This window comes from Anabaena sp. AL09 (assembly GCF_001672255.1).
GTDB lineage: Bacteria > Cyanobacteriota > Cyanobacteriia > Cyanobacteriales > Nostocaceae > Dolichospermum > Dolichospermum lemmermannii.
Genome location: NZ_LJOQ01000013.1, coordinates 23458 through 43116, shown reverse-complemented (window position 1 = coordinate 43116; position 19659 = coordinate 23458). Strand labels below are relative to the sequence as shown.

Annotated in this window: 20 protein-coding genes; 14 read left to right on the top strand and 6 right to left on the bottom strand. The window is 39.0% G+C overall.

Features of this window, described 5'->3' with window-relative positions; genetic code table 11:
* A partial coding sequence (locus AN490_RS02540) for a transposase (RefSeq protein ID WP_299999658.1) occupies window positions 1-280 on the top strand: 280 nt, incomplete at its 5' end.
* On the opposite strand, the gene topA is transcribed toward AN490_RS02540, so the two are convergent.
* Window positions 239-2881, bottom strand: a complete 2643-nt coding sequence (topA, locus tag AN490_RS02535; protein ID WP_299999657.1) for a type I DNA topoisomerase — start codon at window positions 2879-2881, stop codon at window positions 239-241. The two genes, AN490_RS02540 and topA, sit on opposite strands and share 42 nt — an antisense overlap.
* A 166-nt stretch (window positions 2882-3047) precedes the next feature.
* Here topA and AN490_RS02530 point away from each other — a divergent pair, with 166 nt between their 5' ends.
* The 8 genes from AN490_RS02530 (at window position 3048) to AN490_RS02495 (ending at window position 10098) form a co-directional block, all read left to right on the top strand.
* Complete coding sequence (locus AN490_RS02530; RefSeq protein WP_299999656.1) at window positions 3048-3266, top strand: hypothetical protein; 219 nt, start codon at window positions 3048-3050, stop codon at window positions 3264-3266.
* A gap of 173 nt (window positions 3267-3439) precedes the next feature.
* Window positions 3440-3580, top strand: coding sequence for a hypothetical protein (locus AN490_RS02525; protein WP_015081449.1), 141 nt, complete (start codon window positions 3440-3442; stop codon window positions 3578-3580).
* A 25-nt stretch (window positions 3581-3605) separates the two neighbouring features.
* Window positions 3606-4049: a type II 3-dehydroquinate dehydratase gene (aroQ, locus tag AN490_RS02520; protein WP_168653331.1), complete on the top strand. Its 444-nt coding sequence runs from the start codon at window positions 3606-3608 to the stop codon at window positions 4047-4049.
* A gap of 69 nt (window positions 4050-4118) precedes the next feature.
* Window positions 4119-5015 carry an ADP-ribosylglycohydrolase family protein gene (locus tag AN490_RS02515; protein ID WP_299999653.1) on the top strand — a complete coding sequence of 299 codons (897 nt, stop codon included), beginning with the start codon at window positions 4119-4121 and terminating at the stop codon, window positions 5013-5015.
* A 140-nt stretch (window positions 5016-5155) separates the two neighbouring features.
* The gene (locus AN490_RS02510; protein ID WP_299999651.1) at window positions 5156-7759 is read left to right on the top strand and encodes an HDIG domain-containing metalloprotein; all 2604 of its coding nucleotides are present in this window, start codon (window positions 5156-5158) and stop codon (window positions 7757-7759) included.
* A gap of 323 nt (window positions 7760-8082) precedes the next feature.
* Window positions 8083-8688, top strand: coding sequence for a VWA domain-containing protein (locus tag AN490_RS02505; protein ID WP_299999649.1), 606 nt, complete (start codon window positions 8083-8085; stop codon window positions 8686-8688).
* Window positions 8689-8723: 35 nt separating this feature from the next.
* The gene (locus AN490_RS02500; protein WP_299999647.1) at window positions 8724-9329 is read left to right on the top strand and encodes a VWA domain-containing protein; all 606 of its coding nucleotides are present in this window, start codon (window positions 8724-8726) and stop codon (window positions 9327-9329) included.
* Window positions 9330-9564: 235 nt separating this feature from the next.
* Window positions 9565-10098, top strand: coding sequence for a hypothetical protein (locus AN490_RS02495; protein WP_366925007.1), 534 nt, complete (start codon window positions 9565-9567; stop codon window positions 10096-10098).
* A gap of 41 nt (window positions 10099-10139) precedes the next feature.
* Here the strand turns inward: AN490_RS02495 and AN490_RS02490 are convergent, their stop codons facing one another.
* Together AN490_RS02490 and AN490_RS02485 are read right to left on the bottom strand one after the other, a co-directional pair.
* Entirely contained in the window at window positions 10140-11390 is a 1251-nt protein-coding gene (locus tag AN490_RS02490) for a glycoside hydrolase family 10 protein (RefSeq protein WP_299999645.1), read from the bottom strand.
* A gap of 500 nt (window positions 11391-11890) precedes the next feature.
* Entirely contained in the window at window positions 11891-12385 is a 495-nt protein-coding gene (locus AN490_RS02485) for a bifunctional nuclease family protein (RefSeq protein WP_015081458.1), read from the bottom strand.
* Between the two features lie 406 nt (window positions 12386-12791).
* On the opposite strand from AN490_RS02485, the gene AN490_RS02480 reads away from it, so the two are divergent.
* Complete coding sequence (locus AN490_RS02480; protein WP_299999643.1) at window positions 12792-13451, top strand: riboflavin synthase; 660 nt, start codon at window positions 12792-12794, stop codon at window positions 13449-13451.
* A gap of 218 nt (window positions 13452-13669) precedes the next feature.
* Here AN490_RS02480 and AN490_RS02475 read toward each other — a convergent pair whose 3' ends face one another.
* Together AN490_RS02475 and AN490_RS02470 are read right to left on the bottom strand one after the other, a co-directional pair.
* Window positions 13670-15295, bottom strand: coding sequence for a peptidoglycan DD-metalloendopeptidase family protein (locus AN490_RS02475; protein ID WP_299999640.1), 1626 nt, complete (start codon window positions 15293-15295; stop codon window positions 13670-13672).
* Window positions 15296-15393: 98 nt separating this feature from the next.
* Window positions 15394-16206: a biotin--[acetyl-CoA-carboxylase] ligase gene (locus tag AN490_RS02470; RefSeq protein WP_299999660.1), complete on the bottom strand. Its 813-nt coding sequence runs from the start codon at window positions 16204-16206 to the stop codon at window positions 15394-15396.
* A gap of 92 nt (window positions 16207-16298) precedes the next feature.
* On the opposite strand from AN490_RS02470, the gene pgeF reads away from it, so the two are divergent.
* Entirely contained in the window at window positions 16299-17078 is a 780-nt protein-coding gene (pgeF, locus tag AN490_RS02465; protein ID WP_299999638.1) for a peptidoglycan editing factor PgeF, read from the top strand.
* 55 nt (window positions 17079-17133) lie between these two features.
* Here the strand turns inward: pgeF and AN490_RS02460 are convergent, their stop codons facing one another.
* A complete protein-coding gene (locus AN490_RS02460; protein WP_015081463.1) occupies window positions 17134-17712 on the bottom strand; it encodes a Uma2 family endonuclease in 579 nt (192 codons plus the stop codon).
* Between the two features lie 446 nt (window positions 17713-18158).
* Here AN490_RS02460 and AN490_RS02455 point away from each other — a divergent pair, with 446 nt between their 5' ends.
* The 3 genes from AN490_RS02455 (at window position 18159) to AN490_RS02445 (ending at window position 19658) form a co-directional block, all read left to right on the top strand.
* A complete protein-coding gene (locus AN490_RS02455) occupies window positions 18159-18404 on the top strand; it encodes a Calvin cycle protein CP12 (RefSeq protein ID WP_213712105.1) in 246 nt (81 codons plus the stop codon).
* A 205-nt stretch (window positions 18405-18609) separates the two neighbouring features.
* Window positions 18610-19200 carry a DUF3177 family protein gene (locus tag AN490_RS02450; protein ID WP_299999634.1) on the top strand — a complete coding sequence of 197 codons (591 nt, stop codon included), beginning with the start codon at window positions 18610-18612 and terminating at the stop codon, window positions 19198-19200.
* 158 nt (window positions 19201-19358) lie between these two features.
* Complete coding sequence (locus AN490_RS02445) at window positions 19359-19658, top strand: hypothetical protein (RefSeq protein WP_299999632.1); 300 nt, start codon at window positions 19359-19361, stop codon at window positions 19656-19658.
* Window position 19659: the final 1 nt, after the last annotated feature.

Here is a 19659-nt window from a genome sequence, read left to right as displayed (position 1 = left end):
TGAAAAACCTCCTATACTTGCAGACAGACCGACCATTGGTGTTGACATTGGTATCAAAGAATTAGCAGTTTGCAGTAATGGTGAAGGATTCGAGAATCCTAAAGCCTACCGCCATAAGAGTAAACGCATGAAACGTTTACAGCGTAGTGTGAGCAGGAAAATTAAAGGCTCTAATAACCCCTACTCCCCCTACTCCCCCTACTCCCCCTACTCCCCCTACTCCCCCTACTCCCTACCCCTAACTTGCTGCGTCTTTCTTTTTTCCTCTAGTAGTAGTTGATTTAGTAGTAGTTGACTTAGTAGTTGATTTAGTGGTTTTGCGGGGAGATTTTGTAGATGCTTTAGTTGACAGTAATTCAATAGCTGTAGATAGCGTGATATTTTCTACTGATTCACCTTCAGGAAGACTGGCATTAGTTTTCCCATGTTTAATGTAAGGACCATAGGGACCATCATAGATATTGACTGGTGAATCATCTTCTGGATGCGTACCCAACTCGCGTAAAGCTTCTTTAGACTTACTCTTAGCAGCAGCCCGTCCTTTTTTCGGTTCTGCCAATAATTCTAAAGCACGATTCAAGGAAATTGTCAAGACATCATCCGTAGATTTTAGAGAACGGTAATCTTTCCCCTCCTTCCCTTGGTCATGGACAACATAGGGGCCAAATCTTCCTAAACTAGCTTGGACTTTGCCACCAGTTTCGGGGTGAGTTCCCAAAGCACGGGGGAGAGATAATAAACCCACAGCCATATCTAAAGTGACGGTTTCCGGTGTCACACCTTTGAGTAAAGAAGCTTGTTTAGGCTTAGGATTTTCCTCAGTTTTATCGCCTAATTGAACATAAGGACCATAAGTACCAAGTTTGATATAAATTGGTTCTCCAGTTTCCGGGTGACGACCGAGTTGGTCAGGTCCGGAAATTTTTTGTTTGAGGAGGATTTCCACCTGTTTGGGGTTCAGGTCAGCCGGGGTGAGGTTTTTGGGGATAGAAGCGGTAATTACTTCCTCACCATTGGTAACTTCGATATAAGGACCATATTTACCAATGCGGACTTTAGCATCTAAATTTTCTAATTCTACAGTTCTAGCTTTACTGGCATCAATTTCGGTTTCCCGTTCCTTCACCAAAGTTTCTAAACCTTGTTCACCAAGATAAAATTTCTTTAAGTAGGGAAGCCATTGAGCTTCACCCGTGGAAATTTCATCCAAGGTTTGCTCCATTTTAGAAGTAAAACTAGGGTCAACAATATCTGGAAAATGCTTTTCCAGTAAATCAGTCACAGCGAAAGCCGTGAAAGTGGGAATTAGGGCATTATTCACCAATTGGGCATAATCTTTATCAATGATTGTGCCAATAATACTGGCGTAGGTACTAGGACGACCAATACCTTCACTTTCTAAGGTTTTCACCAAAGTTGCTTCGGTGTAACGGGCGGGAGGTTGGGTTTCATGACCTACCGCTTCCAGTTCATTACATTTGGGATGATCACCAACTTTCAGAGCAGGTAGAATTACTTCTTGGTCTTCTAAAGCGGCTTCAGGATCATCAGAACCTTCGACATAGGCGCGAAGATAGCCAGGAAAATCTATGCGCTTACCAGAGGAACGAAAACCAGCGTCTTCAACTTGGATTTGCACAGTAACTTGAGTTTGGCGAGAATCAGCCATTTGTGAGGCGACGGTGCGCTTCCAAATCAAATCATAAACAGCAAATTCTCGTCCAGCTAAACCTGTGTCTTGGGGTGTGCGGAAACTACTACCAGCGGGACGAATGGCTTCGTGAGCTTCTTGTGCGCCTTTAGATTTAGTGGTGTATTGGCGAGGTTGGGGACTAAGATATTGTTTCCCGTATTTTTGTTCTACACAAGCACGGGCGGCGGTAATCGCTTGGTCGGATAAATGTACCGAATCTGTCCGCATATAGGTAATATACCCTTGCTCATATAAATTTTGAGCAACCCGCATGGTATCCCGTGCCGATAAGCGCAATTTGCGGTTAGATTCTTGTTGCAGTGTGGAAGTTGTGAACGGTGGTGCTGGTTTGCGGGTGACAGGACGTTCTTCCATATCCGTCACTGTCCAAGTTTTCCCTTCTAGGCGGGCTTTTAGGGCTTCGGCTTGTTCCTCGTTGAGTAATACAACATTACGCCCGGCGGTAATTCTGCCCGTTGTTGAGTCAAAATCGCTGCCTGTGGCAACTTTCGTACCGCCAAGAGTCACTAAAACCGCGCTAAAGGGACATTTTTCCTGTTCTAGACTGGCTTTTAAATCCCAGTATGTACCTTCATGGAAAGCCCGGCGTTGTCGTTCTTTAATTACTAATAAGCGTACTGCTACAGATTGCACTCGCCCAGCGGATAACCCCCAGGCAATTTTTTTCCACAGCAGCGGCGATAGGGTATATCCTACTAATCGGTCTAAAATTCTTCTGGTTTCTTGGGCGCGAACTACCTGCTCATCAATATTACGGCAGTCTTTCAAAGCTTTTTGAATGGCTTCCTTGGTAATTTCATGAAAGACCATGCGCTTTGTTGGCACTTTCGGCTTGAGCAATTGGTATAAATGCCAACTAATACTTTCCCCTTCCCGGTCTTCATCTGTTGCTAAAATCAGTTCAGTTACACCTTTGAGGGCTTCTTTAAGCTGAGTGACAATTTTCTTTTTGTCTTTGGGAACGACATAAATCGGTTCAAAGTCGGCTTCTACATTGACCCCAAGCTGCGCCCATTTTTCCCCTTTGACGGCTGCGGGAATTTCACTGGCCGACTGGGGAAGGTCACGGACATGACCCATTGAAGCTTCTACCACATAGTCTTTTGGTAGGTAGTTGCGAATGGTACGAGCTTTTGTGGGAGATTCGACGATAACAAGAGTTGACATGGAAATTTAAAAAGAATAATAGCTATGCAGCTAAATAGTTAAGTTGGATTAATTTTTGCGAAATGTCAAGATGAAATATCACGCCTCAGCAGTGATTGTATACTTACACAAACTGCCCAACAGGGGTAAATCTTTCTCAACTTCAGGTACAGTGATCTTTTTGAGAATGCTAGAAGTAACCTTTGAGAGTCAATTGTCAGTTATTTCCATCTTTAACTTATCTAGTACATATTTGACGACTATAGTTTGTAAAATATCGGCAAAAGTTTCCTTCTTTCTTCTTCCTCCTGAACTCCTGATAGCGAAGCGTGGCGTTAGCCATACTCCTGAACTCCTGAACTCCCAAACTTCTATTCCTTATCACCAATTACCCATTACTAATTAAGGATGTGATAATCTAATAAGTAAGGGAGAACACAAAATTAGAATTTCCTAGTAGCATATATCATACTTATGGAAATGTGTCAACCTTTTTGTAGGCTAAAGGTGTGATAATACGCCAGTTTCTGCGACCCTGTTAAAAAAAATTGAGGTACTATCTCAGGAGCGGTCAGTTTAATGGATTATATAGAAAAGGTACTGGAAAAGCTGAAAGAATTAGCGCGGAAGTTAATTGATAGCCTGCTAGGTCCAGAGGCTGAACCGGAACCGGAACTGATTCCGATTCCTGTACATGAACGTTCTAGGCGACGACGCTAAAATATTGAAGGTGTGAGAGTTGAATTTGCCAGCTTTAAGTGTTCTTGTGCTGCACGGTCCAAATCTAAATTTGCTAGGACTCAGAGAACCGGGAATTTATGGTTCTTTAACTTTGGCAGAAATTAATCGCTTGTTAGAGTCCAAAGCAATGGAACTACAAGCTGAAATATTGCCCTTGCAGTCAAATCATGAAGGGGTTTTAGTAGATGCTATACACGGGGCATTAGGAAAGCATCAGGGGATTGTCATTAATGCTGGGGCTTACACTCATACTAGTGTAGCTTTGAGGGATGCGATCGCTGCCGTTAATTTACCTACTGTCGAAGTACATCTAAGTAATATTTATCGTCGGGAAGATTTCCGCCATCATTCTTATATCGCACCAGTGGTAATTGGCCAAATCAGTGGCTTTGGCGCTCAAAGTTATTTGTTAGGGTTACAAGCACTGGTGTACCATTTAAGGCAGTAATTAGGTGACAGGTGACAGGGAAGAAGAAGTAATTACCAATTACCAATTACCAATCACCGATTAAAAATTATGCGTTATTCTCTTGTGAATCGGGTTAGGGGAACTTTTCTGGGAGCTTTCTTGGGAGAGGGTTTATCTAGCCAGAATAGTTTTAGATTGGGTAAAATTGCGGTTTTGGGGACGGAAAGTTTAATCAGTTTGGGCAGGTTAGATGTAGATGACTGGTTAAAGCGTCAAGAACAAGCAGGTATTGAATTAGAAACAAATATTAATTTCTGGGGACAAATAATTCTCGCTACATTACCAGTGGCAATTTTTTTTCATGACAATACCGATAGAATGCGAGAAAATATTTTAGACGTGCAAAGGATATTCAATTGGCAAAATGAGCCGATGATCAGAGATGCTAGTTTAATTATAGGATATGCGATCGCTCAATCCCTGAATGAAAAACTTAACCCCCACAGCCTGATTTCGGGAACAGTGAGTTTTTTAGATAAAACATCAACTTTATTACCACAAGAATTAATAAAAGTCAATGATTTATTAAAAAAAGGGGTGGGACTAGAAACAGCACAAAGGGAATTGAGTAGTCCAGAAAAATTAATTAGCAATATTGGTTTAGCTTTTTACTGCTTTGGGAGTACATTAGAAGACTTTCCCCTGACCGTATTAAGAGCTAATCAAAATCACAATTTTGCCAATCAAAATATTACAGGTGCAATTGCTGGAGCATTATCAGGCGCGTATAACAGTACAGTTGGTATACCTGTAAATTGGCAAATTTCTCCGTCAGTCACTAACTCCCCGGCTTGGGGACTTGAGAGTTTTGCCCAAATGTTCACATTAGCCGATACAATGATGGCGGTGTGGTCTGGAGTATATGACTTGAGCGATAATTGTGGCGAATTTGTGGACACAGGATATACTATCTTTGCTGCTCCTCATATTATCCGTAGACGTTGAAATGATCTGATTCAGCAAAGGTTAATTAACGGTCAAATGGGAACTGCTATCATTCCCTAACTTTTTATCCAGCTAGAGTGGCGTTCGCGGTAGCATGGCGGAGACATCAGCCATATTTGGGGTATTTCGCGGAAGGAAAGATGAAAACGCAGCGATTTTTGCAATCCTTGAGCCAGCAACTGAGGCAATGGCAACGGCAGTATAAAGTGCTATTCCGAAAAGGAAAGTATCAGCATAAACTGCATGGGAATTTTCTAAAAAATCTACTTCTGTATTTATCAGCAAATAGTCATCAAGGAAAACAAGGCAAACAGAGACAGACACAACAATCAACTGTTAAATTAGTTAAGAAAACTCGTGGTATTGATAAATTTATTCTTCTATGGATACATCAAAAACGCTCTTCAATAATTTTGGTATTGGCAATCTTATCACTCACAAGTGTAATGGGACATGGTTTATATAACCAACCAAGAATGAAAGTTGATAATATTGCTTTACAAACATTTACTGCTCCTTTCACAGATGATGTTGAAGATCAGCAAGAAACAGAACAGAAACGAAAAGATGCTATAGATAAATCTGTGCCTGTTCTCATGATTGATAACCATATAAATGAACAAATTAATGAACAGGTGGAAAAATTTTTAGATACAACTAATGAACTTAGGGATATAGTTGACGGGTTTCCATTTTTTGATCCTGCCGTTTTATCAATTTCTATTCAACGTTATCTTAGGACTTTTCCTGAATCAGAATGGCAAAAGCTGAAAGTAACTTTAGAAAATAATAGAAAACAAAATTTAGAAAAGCAAAATTCAAAATTTTTGTTGTCTCCACAAATATCATCAAATTTTCCGGTATTGCAATTGTCTAAACCTTTTCCTATTTATGGAAAGCAGAGTGATGAAGCTAGTTTTATTCAAGCATTATCAGAACTAGAAGCTTATCAATTTACTGGATCAGAATCTAATTTTTCAGCATTGATTACCAAAATCTCTCAAGTTAGACAAAAATATAATCAAGCAATTGAGAAAGCATCACAAATAGAAACTGGAAAACTTAAAAACTTTTATACAGAACCTATTATTTTAGATTTAACTGATGATGATTGGTTAAAAACACAAGCTGGAATTCATAAAATTGCCGAGCGAATTCTTGCCCAAGGTATATATGCTGGATTACCTAAAACTATTTTGAATAATGCAGTTAATTTGCAAGTGCAATCATCTGTACCTAGTGAAGCTGAACCCCTAGCAACAAAATTATTATTAGCGGTACTCCAACCAAATATTAAACAAGACGAAGCCCAAACAAAACAACAAGGTGAACTGGTAGCTAATCAAATACCATCTGTAATGATCCGGGTGAAAAAAGCAGAGGTAATTGTTAGTAAAGGAGAAAAAATTACTAAATGGAAATTTCAGGTATTAGAACATTATCGCCTGATTGGCCGCCAAGTGAATTGGATGGGTTTAACAATTGTCGGTATGGTTGTTACTGGAGGAATTTGGATTTTTGTCTGGATAGAAAGAAAAAGTCATAACTATTTGCGACAACGCGATCGCCTATTAGTTTTACTTCTTAGCCTCAGTGTTCCTGGAGTATTGGCAATGAGTTTACCCTATACTACTTGGAGTGCTATTGGTTTATTATTAGGCAGTTTCTATGGACCAACTGTAGGGATAACAGTAGTGGGGTTATTGTCGCTGATACTCCCAATTACCACAGATACAAATATTCTGGTATTGTTGGCTGGGGCTATGGGGGGAATGTTAAGTAGTTATGTCGCTCATAGATTGCGATCGCGTGAAGAATTAGCATTATTAGGTGTTGTCTCTGCCTTAACCCAAGGTGGTGTATTCTTACTATTAAAAATCCTCACAGGTGGGGTATTTGGTTCGGGTTGGTATATCTTCCAAGAAGCAGGTTTGTTTGCTGTATCTGGCTTGTCTTGGAGTATTGTGGCTTTGGGTTTAAGTCCTTATTTAGAAACATTATTTGATGTGATTACTCCTATCCGCTTGGCAGAATTAGCTAATCCCAACCGCCCATTATTAAAGCGACTAGCTACGGAAACTCCAGGAACTTTTCAACATACTTTATTAGTGGCTACTTTGGCTGAAGCTGCGGCTAAACAATTGGGATGTAATGTAGAATTAGTTAGGGCGGGAACTCTATATCATGATATTGGCAAAATGCACGATCCTTTGGGATTTATTGAAAATCAAATTGGCAGTCCCAATAAACATGAAACAGAAATTCAAGATCCTTGGAAAAGTGCCGAATTGATTAAAAAGCACGTGACGGAAGGGGTAGTAATGGCGAAGAAACACAGTTTACCAACGGCAATTCAGGCTTTTATTCCCGAACATCAAGGAACAATGGCGATCGCTTATTTTTATCACCAAGCCCAACAAATAGCCCAAAAAAATCCCCATATCATCGTAGATAAAGCAGATTTTTGTTATGATGGTCCTATCCCCCAATCACGGGAAACAGGAATCGTCATGTTAGCAGATTCTTGTGAAGCCGCATTACGCAGTCTTAAAGATGCAACTCCAGAAAAAGCATTGAATATGCTGAATAATATTCTCAAAGCAAAATGGCAAGATGAACAATTAATAGATTCAGGCTTGACAAGAGAAGAAATGCCAAAAATTGCCCAAATATTTGTGGATGTTTGGCAACAATTTCATCACAAACGCATTGCTTATCCTAAGTCAAAAGCTGGTAATTTGTAGTTAAGATTAATCTGCATAGAATTAGAATTTAAGAATAATCAAACGCAGACAAACGCAGATAAACGCAGATAAACGCAGATAAGGACGGATGAATCACAGCAGATTGCAGATTAATGAGGTACAGGATCTAAATTCAAAGCCAGACAGCAAGCCAGTTTTACTCCTTATTCATTCTTCCTTCTTCCTTCTTCCTTCTTCCTTCTTCCTTCTTCCTTCTTCCTTCTTCATTCTGACTCCTGACTCCTGACTCCTGACTCCTTTATTCCTGCTGTATTCATACTTAACGGTTAAACTAGAGATAGAAAAATGACAATAGGAAGATTATGATGAGCGATCGTGACTATACCTTAATTATTGACAAAAGCGGTAGTATGTCCACACCCGACCAAGCGGGTGGAAGAACTAGATGGCAGATAGCTGAAGAATCTACCATTGCTTTAGCCAGAAAGTGTGAAGAATTTGATCCTGATGGCATTACAGTTTACGTTTTTTCCGGCAGATTTAAACGTTATGAAAATGTTACTGCTGCTAAAGTAGCCCAGATATTTCAGGAAAATGATCCATCAGGTACGACTAACTTAGGAAGTGTACTCCAAGATGCCCTGAATAACTACTTTCAGCGCAAAGCCGCTGGTACAACCAAACTCAATGGAGAAACGATTTTAGTCATTACTGACGGTGAACCAGATGATCGCAAAGCCGTATTTGAAATTATCATTCGTGCTACCCAACAAATGGAAAAAGATGAAGAATTAGGAATTTCCATGATTCAAGTCGGTTCAGATCCTCAAGCCACCAAATTTCTTAAAGCCTTAGATGATCAATTACAAAGTGTTGGTGCTAAATTCGATATTTGTGATACCGTAACTTTAGATGATTTAGAAGACATGAGTTTGGCTGATGTTTTAATGAATGCCATCACTGATTAATTAACAAAAATTCCTAATATCTGGAGAGTTTAGTCATGCTAGAAAACCGTGATTACACCTTAATTATTGATAAAAGCGGTAGCATGGCTACCCCAGATCAAAAAGGTGGTAGAACTAGATGGGCAACAGCACAAGAATCTACTTTTGCATTAGCAAGTAAATGTGAACAATTTGATCCAGATGGCATTACTATTTACTTATTTTCTGGGAAATTTAAACGTTATGAAAATGTCACATCTGCTAAAGTAATACAAATTTTCACGGAAAATGATCCTTCAGGAACAACAGATTTAGCAGGTGTTTTAAAACACGCTACCGATGATTATCTGCAACGTAAAGCCTCTGGTAAAAGTCAACACAATGGGGAAACAATTTTAGTAGTTACTGACGGTGAACCAGATGATCGCAAAGCCGTAATGAAGGTAATTATTGAAGCTTCTCGTCGTCTGGATAGAGATGAAGAATTAGCTATTTCCTTTATTCAAGTCGGTAATGATGCTCAAGCTACCCGCTTTTTGAAAATCTTGGATGATGAATTGCAAAGTGCAGGTGCTAAGTTTGATATTTGCGACACTATCACAATGGATGATATGGAAGATATGAGTTTATCAGAAGTTCTCCTCAATGCCATTAATGACTAGCACTGCTATGCAGAAGTCAAAATTCAAAAGTCAAAGGTCAAAAGTAATATACAGTAGGCTTTTTTAGCGATGGAGATAAGAATAGTTGGCTTATTTACGCCGTGCTGTACTAGCACAGTCGTGAATTAAAAATTCGTGAATTAAAAATGATTCCCCACTTTTTACATCAATTCATAATTTGTTGATAAGATGAAAATAGAAGTCGGGGATCTTATATTTTTTAGGAATTACAAATATGGATTCCATTGACAAGCTATTAGCTGAACTCAAAACTGAATATACAGAACCAAAAACCACACCACCACAAAATAATTTAACCCCAGTTAAATCGGTTTCATCAACTGCAAAATCAGATGTATTTATAGATAAATTGTTATCAGAAGTACAAGCTGATTTGGCTGAAAATAAAACTGCATATATCCAATCCAAACCCACAGAACCACAGAATAATTTACAAACCATTCAATTTGTCCATTTACCTGATACTAAATCTGATGTATTTGTAAATAAATTATTAGCAGATGTACAAGCTGATATTTTGGCAAAAGATGCGGCGGTCGCACTGCAAAAACAAGAAGAATTAACACAGGAGAAAATTCGTCAAGAAAAACTTCAAGCTAAACAAAGAGAAGCTTTACAAAAACCTGCTAAACAATGGTTAGCTAAATTAGATCCATTATCATCAGAAGGATTATGGTTTGAAAGATTTGCCGAAAGTTATCCTCACAAATTAGCAGCCGCAATTGATTATTTGCAAACTAATTCATAAATCCCAATTTACTGCTAATTGTTGGTTTTTGCGTTCACACACTAAAATGGTATTTTGTCAGTCACAGTTAGATTCGTTTCCCCTTCCTCAGACTCTACTGCCGTTCGTAATGCCGGATATGGAAATAAACTTTTAAATCCAGTAAAACGTTCTTCTTTTAATGCTCCTGGTGCAGTATTCCAAAGACTTTCATAATAGAAAAAAGCTACACCTAGTCCCCGTTGTTGGGCGGCACGGACTTGAGATTGAATCTGTTGAATTGATACGGGTTTAGTTCTTAAACCTGCCATAACACCGATTCCCGCAGGAATTTTTTGTTTTACTTCTTCCATTTCTGGACGGGAAAGCTTGTCAATAAAATGATCTAAATTTTCCTTATAAACTTGCACAATTAACTCATCTACTATGTCTAATCGTACCCAGTTCAACCAATCTTGGAGTTGAAATTTATAGGCATGATTATAGTAATTAGGTGAGACAGAGAAAATCATTTTCGGTTTGATTTGTTTGACTGTTTGATTAAGTCTCACCATGAATTCTGTAATTTTATTTGCCCGCCAATTTACCCATTCTGGGTTTTGAGGATCACTGGGAGGCATTTTTTTAGTTTCTTGTTGATATAAGGCAACCGTATATTTATCGTAACCAAATTCAGAAGGTAAACTCATGTGATCATCAAATTGGATACCATCAAGATCATACTTGTTAGTAAGTTCTACAAGCAAATTGCTAATAAACTGTTGTACTTCTGGATGAAACGGATTTAACCATGAAACCTCACCGCCGGCACTAATAGATGTTTGATTACCATCTTTTTTTTGTGTTAACCATTCTGGTTTATTCATTGCTAATTCTGAACTGGGAGGAGTCATAAACCCAAATTCAAACCAAGGAATTACCAGTAAATTTTGCCGATGAGATTTATTAATTAAATCGGCAAGAATATCATGTCCATCTAAACCTTGAAATACAAACGGTTGGATTTCTAACCGCTTGGCTACTTCACTAGGATACATGACATAACCAGAATTCCAAACTACGGGATAGATAGTGTTAAAATTGAGTTTTTGGAGTTGTGTGACTGCTTCCTGAACTTTAGTCCTATCTTTAAGAATATCGAGATCATTATTTGTCATCCACACACCACGAATTTCTGAACGTGATCCTTCTTGTGCGGTAACAGGTGTAAAAGTGTTTCCCCAAAAAACCATCAGTAAAGAAATTAAAAACAAAGGCAGAAATAACTTTTTAAGTATTTTCCGAAAACCAAATGGATAGAAATTGAATCTCATTTTAATTTGAAACTATTACAATGATATAGTAGGAGTCAGAAGTCAGAGGTAAAACCCTGTTGTGAACGAAGTTTCATTATAGCGGTATGCAATTAAATTAGATACATGATAATTCTCCTCCCCGCTTGCGGTGAACTAGCACTGTAGGCGGACTGGTGTGCCACTTCGTGGAGCTTTGCTAATACATAGCGTACTGGAGGCATCCATCCAAAGGGGGAGAGGTTCTTGTATTTCACTCAACCAATAACCGCTATATTAGTTGATATCCTAACTACCTTTTCTATTGCTATATTTGACGGATTTAATCCAAAATAGTGCCTGCTCAGTTTGTGCCTGTAAGGAAGCGATTAAATTAGCCCGCTCTTCTTCTCAGGGTTCTCGGCATTTTCCTAATAATCTAGAATCTAAAATGGTCATAATTGCTGAGTTTGAGGAAAAATCCAGAAATTGTGGCTTTTTTGCTACTTTCTTATTTTTTCTCCATTCTCAGCATTTACAACTTAGTCACCATTCCCAAACCGCTTGATTAAATCCTCTGGACGGAGATTAGAAATAAATTCGCGGAAAGCTTCCTGTTCAGCTTCATCAGCATCACGATCTACAGGAATAGAAGCATTAGCCACTACTTCTTCCATGACCCAAATGGGAGTATTTGTGCGGAGTGCAATAGCGATCGCATCACTGGGACGAACATCAATTTCTTTTTTGACATCCCCTTGCTGAAGAATTAACGCAGCATAAAAGGTATCTTTTTGTAAGGTATGAATAATAACTTTATCTAAAGTCATATTCCATGTTTCCAGCATATTCACGATTAGGTCATGGGTTAAAGGTCGGGGGGGCTTTTGATTTTCCATTGCCCCCATAATTGCTCTTGCTTGTTCCTGACCGATGTAAATGGGCAAAGCGCGACGATCTGAACCATCCTTCAGAAGCACAATCGGGCTGCGAGTGATCGCATCTAATGCTATACCAGCGACTTTCATTTCTATCATTGGTTCAGCCTCTAAAGTTCTTTAATCGCTTGGAAATATGTAACAAATAATCCACTTTTTTCCGAATTTAAGAATTAAAAATTAAAAATTAAAAAAGCAAATCAAACCAGCTTTTTAGGAATTTTTAATGGTTAGTTGACTCTTACTGTGGTGTCATAGAAATCAGGTATAAATAAACTAATTTCACACCTTGTTAATAACTAATTTATTGATCCTTCATATTTTATCCTTCATCTTTCTTTTAGCTCCTAATTCAAGTATGCCTGGGGATTGATGTTAATATGTTAATATTCATTTACCAAAACCAGGAAAAAAAATAAACTTACGGGCTTTAGATTTTTTCCGAGAATTATTAGTTGATTTCCGCCAAAATTAAGCAATAAATAAAATTAGTTTCCCAAAAGCTGTGTTTACAGGATTAATTCAAGGTTTAGGAACCATAAAACCCTTAACAGGAGATTCGTGGCAGATTAATTATCTTAGTCAGCCAGAGATGATCATTCATGACTTGGCCTATGGTGATAGTGTGGCGGTAGATGGCGTGTGTTTGACAGTTGAAGAAATCTTAAAAGATGGATTTATTGCCACCGCTTCACCGGAAACCATAGGACGCACAACATTAGGCAAAGAAGAAATTCAACAAAGATACGTCAATCTAGAAGCATCACTACGGGTGGGTGGTAAAGTCGGTGGTCATTTTGTTATGGGTCATGTAGATGGAATTGGTCAGTTAATCACATCTGAACAAACTGCTAGTTCCTGGGAAATGACCTTTGTGGCCCCAGAAGCGATCGCTCGTTATATAGTTCCTAAAGGTAGCATTGCTGTCAATGGTATCAGCCTCACCGTAGCTAAATATAAATCAGAATCATCTCAATTTACAGTCGCCGTCATCCCGCTAACATACAGCGAAACCAATCTCAGTCATTTAGTAGCGGGTAGTTGGGTAAATCTAGAAGGAGATATCCTGGGTAAATACGTGGAAAAATTCCTCACCCCTGGCAATAATCACCACCAACAAGCGGAAATTACAACTGCATTCTTAGCAGAAAACGGATATTTGTAAGGAGTTCAGGAGTATGGCTAACGCCACGCTTCGCTATCAGAAGTATGGCTAACGCCACGCTTCGCTATCAGAAGTATGGCTAACGCCACGCTTCGCTATCAGGAGTTCAGGAGGAAGAAGAAGGAAGAAGGAAGAAATTTCCCCCCTGCTCCCCTGCTCCCTGACCACTGACCACTGACCACTGACCACTGGCCACTGACCACTGACCACTCCCCCAATTACCGAGCTTGGGCTGTTTTCGTGCCTGGTGTGCCTTGTGCCAACTGGCTAAGGCTACCTTCTAATTGCACACCTGGGTCAACAGCAACCCATCCATTTTGGGTAAGGTGACGGATTTCAAAGTGCAGGTGAGGTCCTGTAGAGTTACCAGTGCTACCAACTCGACCAATGACAGTTCCAGGCTCTACCCATTGACCAGGTTGAACAAAGATTTCTGACATATGCCCGTAGAGACTTTGTTGCGCTGAACTATGATTAATAATTACGGCTAAACCATAACCACCTAACCAGTTAGCTGATTCTACTTGACCTTTAGCCGCTGCTAAAATTGGTGTTCCCGTGGGCGCACCTAAATCTGTACCAGCGTGAAAACGGCGATCGCCCGTGATAGGATGAACACGCCAGCCAAATAAAGACGTAATTGGTGCAGCCATAGACAGAGGGAAGACAATTCCCGAACCACCACCACCACGATAAGCCAGGGTATTAGTATAAGGAACTTGAGGTAATACAGATGCCAGTGAAAAATCATAGGACACCAGACTGGGACGAGGAGCAAGATTACCCTCAATCATCGGTGCTGGTAAACTACCTACTTGGGGAGCAATAGGGATAGAACTCACCTTTGTCGTGCTAAATTCACTAGGACTGGGGATAAAGCTATTGGCATGATAGGCAGCCTTTGTATGACTGCTGGTGTTAGTTCTGGAAATCCGCCAATTATTTTGAGGTTGACTAATTTTGCTCACACTAGTAGCAACAGCTTCACCAACATTCTCACGTTGATTGCGGTTTGCAGTTATGGCTGTCCTCACTGGGGACACGATTGGTAATTTAGCAGTTTCACTTTTTTTCAGCCAAGTCGGTGATGAATCTTTAGACTTAGCCACGGCAGGAGTTTGGGTAGTTTTAGCACAAGCACTTTGCCCTGGAACTACATTGGCACTACAACCGCTAGAACGTTCTGTGACGACTACAGAACTGGGCGGTTCATAGTTATCTGTGGTTGCATTTTTGTAGTCAGTGGGATCAATATAAGCGTTGTTATAATCCTTGAGACTACTTTCTGTATCCTTGACAGTATTTTGCGAATTATTGGTTGTTTGAGCGACTTCTGGGAGTTTTTTAACCAATGGGTCAGGTTCACTAACACTGGTTGTAGGTTGAGTATTTTCACCTTTGGGCTGGGAAATCCTCACACTGGCTGTAGGTTGAGTATTTTCACCTTTGGGCTGGGAAATTCTCACACTGGCTGTAGGTTGAGTATTTTCACCTTTGGGTTTAGCATCTCTGACAACTTCTGTAGATTCAGCAACACTTTTGCTATTTAGCTTCTTTTTCAGCCTAGCTTGTCGGTCAGAAAAATCTGGCTGTGGCTTGGCTGTTTCAGGAACAATAGTTTCTTTCTGAACTGGATTTGTAACTACTGCTGGTTGGGAATTCTCAATAGTGGGAACAATATTGTCTATTGATGCAGTTTCAGTTTGAGCAGTTACAAATCCGCTACCAAGAAGACTAAAGCTACTTAACAAACAGAGGCTTTGTGCTGGTAGTCTAGAAGCAAAACGTTTACTCGTGCCACCGTAGTAAAAATTTTTATGGGCAGATTTATGGTGCTGCGTCATTTTTTCTCTTGTGTTGTGTGTAATAAGTCTAAAGAAATGATATCATTTCATGCTGGATATACTATCCTATGAAGTGACATTTTTAACAAATTTAATCATTAAACAGAAGCTTGACGATAACCCAAACTGATTGTACCTGGTTGGCAAAAAATTTCTGGTGTTACGGCTGCTTTTGGATCATAAGTTGTCATTTTTAAGCGGAGATTACCCTGTGGAGTTACTCCAACTACTGTACCTAAAAGATTATTGACATAAACCTGATCACCCATATTTGTGAGTAGATCAAGATAGCGAGATAAGAGGATGTTTATTCCTTCTACCTGTAGACACTCGATACCGGACTTAATTCCTAGTAAGACTTGTGAGGTAAGCATTTCCAGGTGATGAATCATCTGATAATTTTGGGAATTTTGCCATAATTGCAGATTAATTCCCGTTTCTGGAACTTGATTTGCCCAATTAATGCCAACACCAATCACAGCTTGAGTGATATGTCCTTGATTGACTTTGGTTTCGGTTAAAATGCCTCCTAATTTGCGACCATCTAATACTAAATCATTTGGCCATTTTATGCCGACAGGTATACCACATTTTCGTAATTTTGCTGTAATTCCCCACGCGCTGGCCAAGGTGAGTTGATAACTGCTGGTAGCTTCCATGTTGGGTGTTAATGCCATTGAAAGATATAGACCACCAGTAGAAGACTGCCATTGACGACCCCATTGCCCCCTTCCGGCGGTTTGCTGGGTGGCAATAACTACACAACCTGGTTTTTCTCCTTGGTTGATTAGTTGCCACAGGGTTTGATTTGTGGAAGATAAAGTGTTAAAAATATGTAGAGAGAATGGTAAGTCTTGATGCTTATATTCTGCTTTTAAGCTATCTACCAAAAGTTGCCGATTAAATTCCACCACAGTTCACCATTGTTTTAAATCTTTTTTGGCAGTTGTTCAAGTTAGGATTGATTGAAAGTAATTAATTTTCTATTGAGGTTTGGTTAAAGATGCACACTTGGCATTGGCACAATTGGGAAGGTCTACCTTACCTGACTTGTAATCTTCTAGAACCCTGGTCTCATGGTTTCTTTACCCAACGGTTTTGGCCTCGTTTACCTCATGAACTAACTCAGGCACTACAACCAGAGGCTTTAGCTTATCGTTTAAAACAGGTGCATGGCAATACTGTTTTAACTCCCCAGGAGGTTGATGATCATGTCAATGCCAGTGATGATGATTTGGCGTTGGCAGATGGTTTAATAAGTGGGCAACCGTTACAAGCTGTCTGGGTGGCTTCTGCTGATTGTACACCTGTTTTGATTGGAGATGTGAAAACTGGACAGGTGGCGGCTTTACACGCTGGTTGGCGGGGAACAGCGGCGAAAATTGTTCCTGAAGCTATTACCAGAATGCAATCCCACGGTAGCAATTTAGCAGATTTGCGCGTAGCTATGGGTCCGGCTATTGCTGGGGAAGTTTACCAAGTTTCTGTGGAAGTAGCTGCGGAAATTGGCAGTACCATTCTACCACATTATGAACCAGAAAAAATAGTTGCTGCTTTACATAATTTACCGAATTCACCTTTAATCAAAGATCCAGAACCGGGAAAGGTCTGTTTAGATGTGCGGCGGGTGAATGCTTTGCAATTGGAACAATTAGGAATTAGTTTAGAACAAATTGCGATCGCTCCCTATTGTACTTTCCAAACTCCAGAACATTTCTTTTCTTATCGTCGAGAACGGGAGAAAAAGGTGCAATGGTCAGGAATTGTGAGTACAGGTAAATAATAGCATTATATTACCATGACTTACCAAGATGATCCGGTTGTTGAATTTCAACAACCTATCCCCAAATGATTTCCATATTTAAAATAAATTCTGGCAAAATATCTTCACCTAATAATTCTTGGGGAAATTCTAATATCTCTACTGGTTTACCAAGACGATAAATTTCCACTTGGCGCATTTTTCGATTAATTAACCAACCTAATTTAACTCCATTATTGATATATTCCTGCATTTTTGCTCGCGTTTCCTGCAAACTATCACTAGGTGACATTAATTCTAAAACAAAATCTGGGGCAATTGGTGAAAACTTTTCTTGTTCTGCTGGTGTGAGTGTATCCCATCTTTCTTTTTTAATCCAAGCAACATCAGGAGAACGATTTGCACCATTGGGAAGTTTAAAACAGGTGGAAGAGTCGAAACAAACCCCTAGTTTATATTTACGATTCCAAAACACAAAATCTGCGGCAATTTCCACATTACGTTTTCCTGTTCCTCCTCCTGTTGGTGACATAATCAATATTTCTCCTTTGGCATTGCGTTCAAATTTGACTTCAGGATTTTCTCGACAGAGTTGATAAAATTGCTGATCACTTAATTGGATAATAGGGTTTAAGTTGACGGTGATAGCTGTCATAATAACCTCGTGAGGATGATATCAACTTTAGTTAAATTATAAAATGATATCTGGGAAATTAAATTTTAATCTCTAAGCTTAATTAAAAATTACTACACCGACAATAAACGTATACATGAAATAAAGTTATAATTCAATTCATATCAATAAAAATTTAAGCTTATAAGCGAATATATTGGTTTGCGCTAAACTATCAGAGGCTTATAAGCGATATTTCAAGTCTGTATTCAAAATGAAAATCTGGTAAGTTATAAGTATAACAGCTTATGATATTCATGGGATAATACTCTAGACATATCTCGCTGAATGAGCCAAGAGCCTATTTGCAAGATATTAGCCACTGGAATTATCACCAAAAGTGTAAAACTAGTGATCTCAGAGACAGAAAACTACAATTTTCAAATTCTTTCTATACTAGTATAAACAAAACATAAGGAGAAATAATCATGACTAACACCCAAACACAAGCTACTGGCGACATTCAAGAAAAAATCCAAGAAGAACTTGAACAAGCCCGCACTGTATGTGATATCTCAGGTAGCAACTCCGCTGAATGTGCTGCTGCTTGGGATGCTGTAGAAGAATTGCAAGCGGAAGCTTCTCACCAGCGTCAAGTCAAGCCTAAAAACGCTTTAGAGCAATATTGTGATGCTAATCCAGAAGCAGATGAGTGCCGTCTGTACGAAGATTAGAACCAGCAGTTGTGCTTTTTTCATTAAGTAACAATTTACTGGAATATCAATGGTTTAAACCTCCATTAATTAATGGATTTGAACTAGACGGGGAATAAACTCCCCGTTTTTCGCTTTTGAGAAAAGTCCCCAAACTGAATTTTTCTAGAATAGCTAACGCTATCAAATATCTATTCACAAATTTTCTATTTTTGTTATTGACTTTATGACACAAGTATGGTTTCGCCCTTATGTTTGGATGGATTATAGACTAGCGTTATTATTTACGCTGATTATTCCTTTAATTCTTTCAATTTGGGCATTTGTGCAAAAAGCTGAAGGAATGCAACGCTTATTAATGATTTACTGGCGAGTGGCTAGTTTATTAATTGTTAGTATGTACTTAATGATTGGTAGCTTTGGAGTTAGTTTCATCTCTGCTTTAATGGCGCGGATTCTGATCCCAATTGCGCTATGGTTTTGGGTAGATATCAATGATGAAATTGACTATTATCCCCATAGTCCATTAAAACTAATTTTTACTTCTTGGCGTTGGGCGACAACAGTTTATTGTAGTTTAGGAGCAATAGCCCTTTTACCCTTCCTAGGTTGTGCTTTTTCAGGAACTGCGATTAAAACTCCTTACTGTAGTGTCTGGTTAGAAGCACCATTAATCTTTAAAGACTATTTTCACCACAATAGCAAACCTGCTTTTCTAGGGTTTTTGGGGATAGTGACTTTAGCAATTTACGTAATTTATTTAAGTTATTTTGTCGCGGTTAAACTGGGTAAATATGGACGTTCTGCTACACATTAAGCAATTGAAAAGTTAGAAAAAATTCTGAACTGTGATTATTCGGATTAATTATCTAAATAAAATTAATCACACAAATCATAGTTCCGACTTGTTTTCCTGATCAATAAATCATCCAAATCAAATTCATCACAAAAATCGTAGTTCCGACTGCTGAATTAATGAATAACTCTGTTGGTAAAAGACTGGAACAATATACAGTCAAAAAATCCCAAGAAGTTCTCATCGTCACTGTCAAAATTGATGGTGAACCAGATCAAATTGCTGTGTTTAAAGGCTTTTCTAGTTCTTTAATGCGCCCAACAGCTTATGATCCAGATGTCCCAGTGTTACCAGATACAGCTACAATTATCGCAATTGACAGAATAGCAAGTCCCTATAATCCTGACTCACCCCGTTATCTTCAACAAGATATTTCTTGGGGAGATATGCAGGTTTTATTATCAAAAATGGGAATTTAGA

Excerpts from the sequence above, each read along its gene's own strand:
- AN490_RS02510 (WP_299999651.1), top strand. The coding sequence starts at position 5,156 with ATGAAAACGCAGCGATTTTTGCAATCCTTGAGCCAGCAACTGAGGCAA.
- AN490_RS02495 (WP_366925007.1), top strand. The coding sequence starts at position 9,565 with ATGGATTCCATTGACAAGCTATTAGCTGAACTCAAAACTGAATATACA.
- AN490_RS02445 (WP_299999632.1), top strand. The coding sequence starts at position 19,359 with ATGAATAACTCTGTTGGTAAAAGACTGGAACAATATACAGTCAAAAAA.
- AN490_RS02530 (WP_299999656.1), top strand. The coding sequence starts at position 3,048 with ATGCTAGAAGTAACCTTTGAGAGTCAATTGTCAGTTATTTCCATCTTT.
- topA (WP_299999657.1), bottom strand. The coding sequence starts at position 2,881 with ATGTCAACTCTTGTTATCGTCGAATCTCCCACAAAAGCTCGTACCATT.
- AN490_RS02505 (WP_299999649.1), top strand. The coding sequence starts at position 8,083 with ATGATGAGCGATCGTGACTATACCTTAATTATTGACAAAAGCGGTAGT.
- AN490_RS02515 (WP_299999653.1), top strand. The coding sequence starts at position 4,119 with ATGCGTTATTCTCTTGTGAATCGGGTTAGGGGAACTTTTCTGGGAGCT.
- AN490_RS02485 (WP_015081458.1), bottom strand. The coding sequence starts at position 12,385 with ATGATAGAAATGAAAGTCGCTGGTATAGCATTAGATGCGATCACTCGC.
- AN490_RS02525 (WP_015081449.1), top strand. The coding sequence starts at position 3,440 with ATGGATTATATAGAAAAGGTACTGGAAAAGCTGAAAGAATTAGCGCGG.
- AN490_RS02460 (WP_015081463.1), bottom strand. The coding sequence starts at position 17,712 with ATGACAGCTATCACCGTCAACTTAAACCCTATTATCCAATTAAGTGAT.
- AN490_RS02490 (WP_299999645.1), bottom strand. The coding sequence starts at position 11,390 with ATGAGATTCAATTTCTATCCATTTGGTTTTCGGAAAATACTTAAAAAG.
- AN490_RS02475 (WP_299999640.1), bottom strand. The coding sequence starts at position 15,295 with ATGACGCAGCACCATAAATCTGCCCATAAAAATTTTTACTACGGTGGC.
- AN490_RS02455 (WP_213712105.1), top strand. The coding sequence starts at position 18,159 with ATGACTAACACCCAAACACAAGCTACTGGCGACATTCAAGAAAAAATC.
- AN490_RS02450 (WP_299999634.1), top strand. The coding sequence starts at position 18,610 with ATGACACAAGTATGGTTTCGCCCTTATGTTTGGATGGATTATAGACTA.
- pgeF (WP_299999638.1), top strand. The coding sequence starts at position 16,299 with ATGCACACTTGGCATTGGCACAATTGGGAAGGTCTACCTTACCTGACT.
- AN490_RS02500 (WP_299999647.1), top strand. The coding sequence starts at position 8,724 with ATGCTAGAAAACCGTGATTACACCTTAATTATTGATAAAAGCGGTAGC.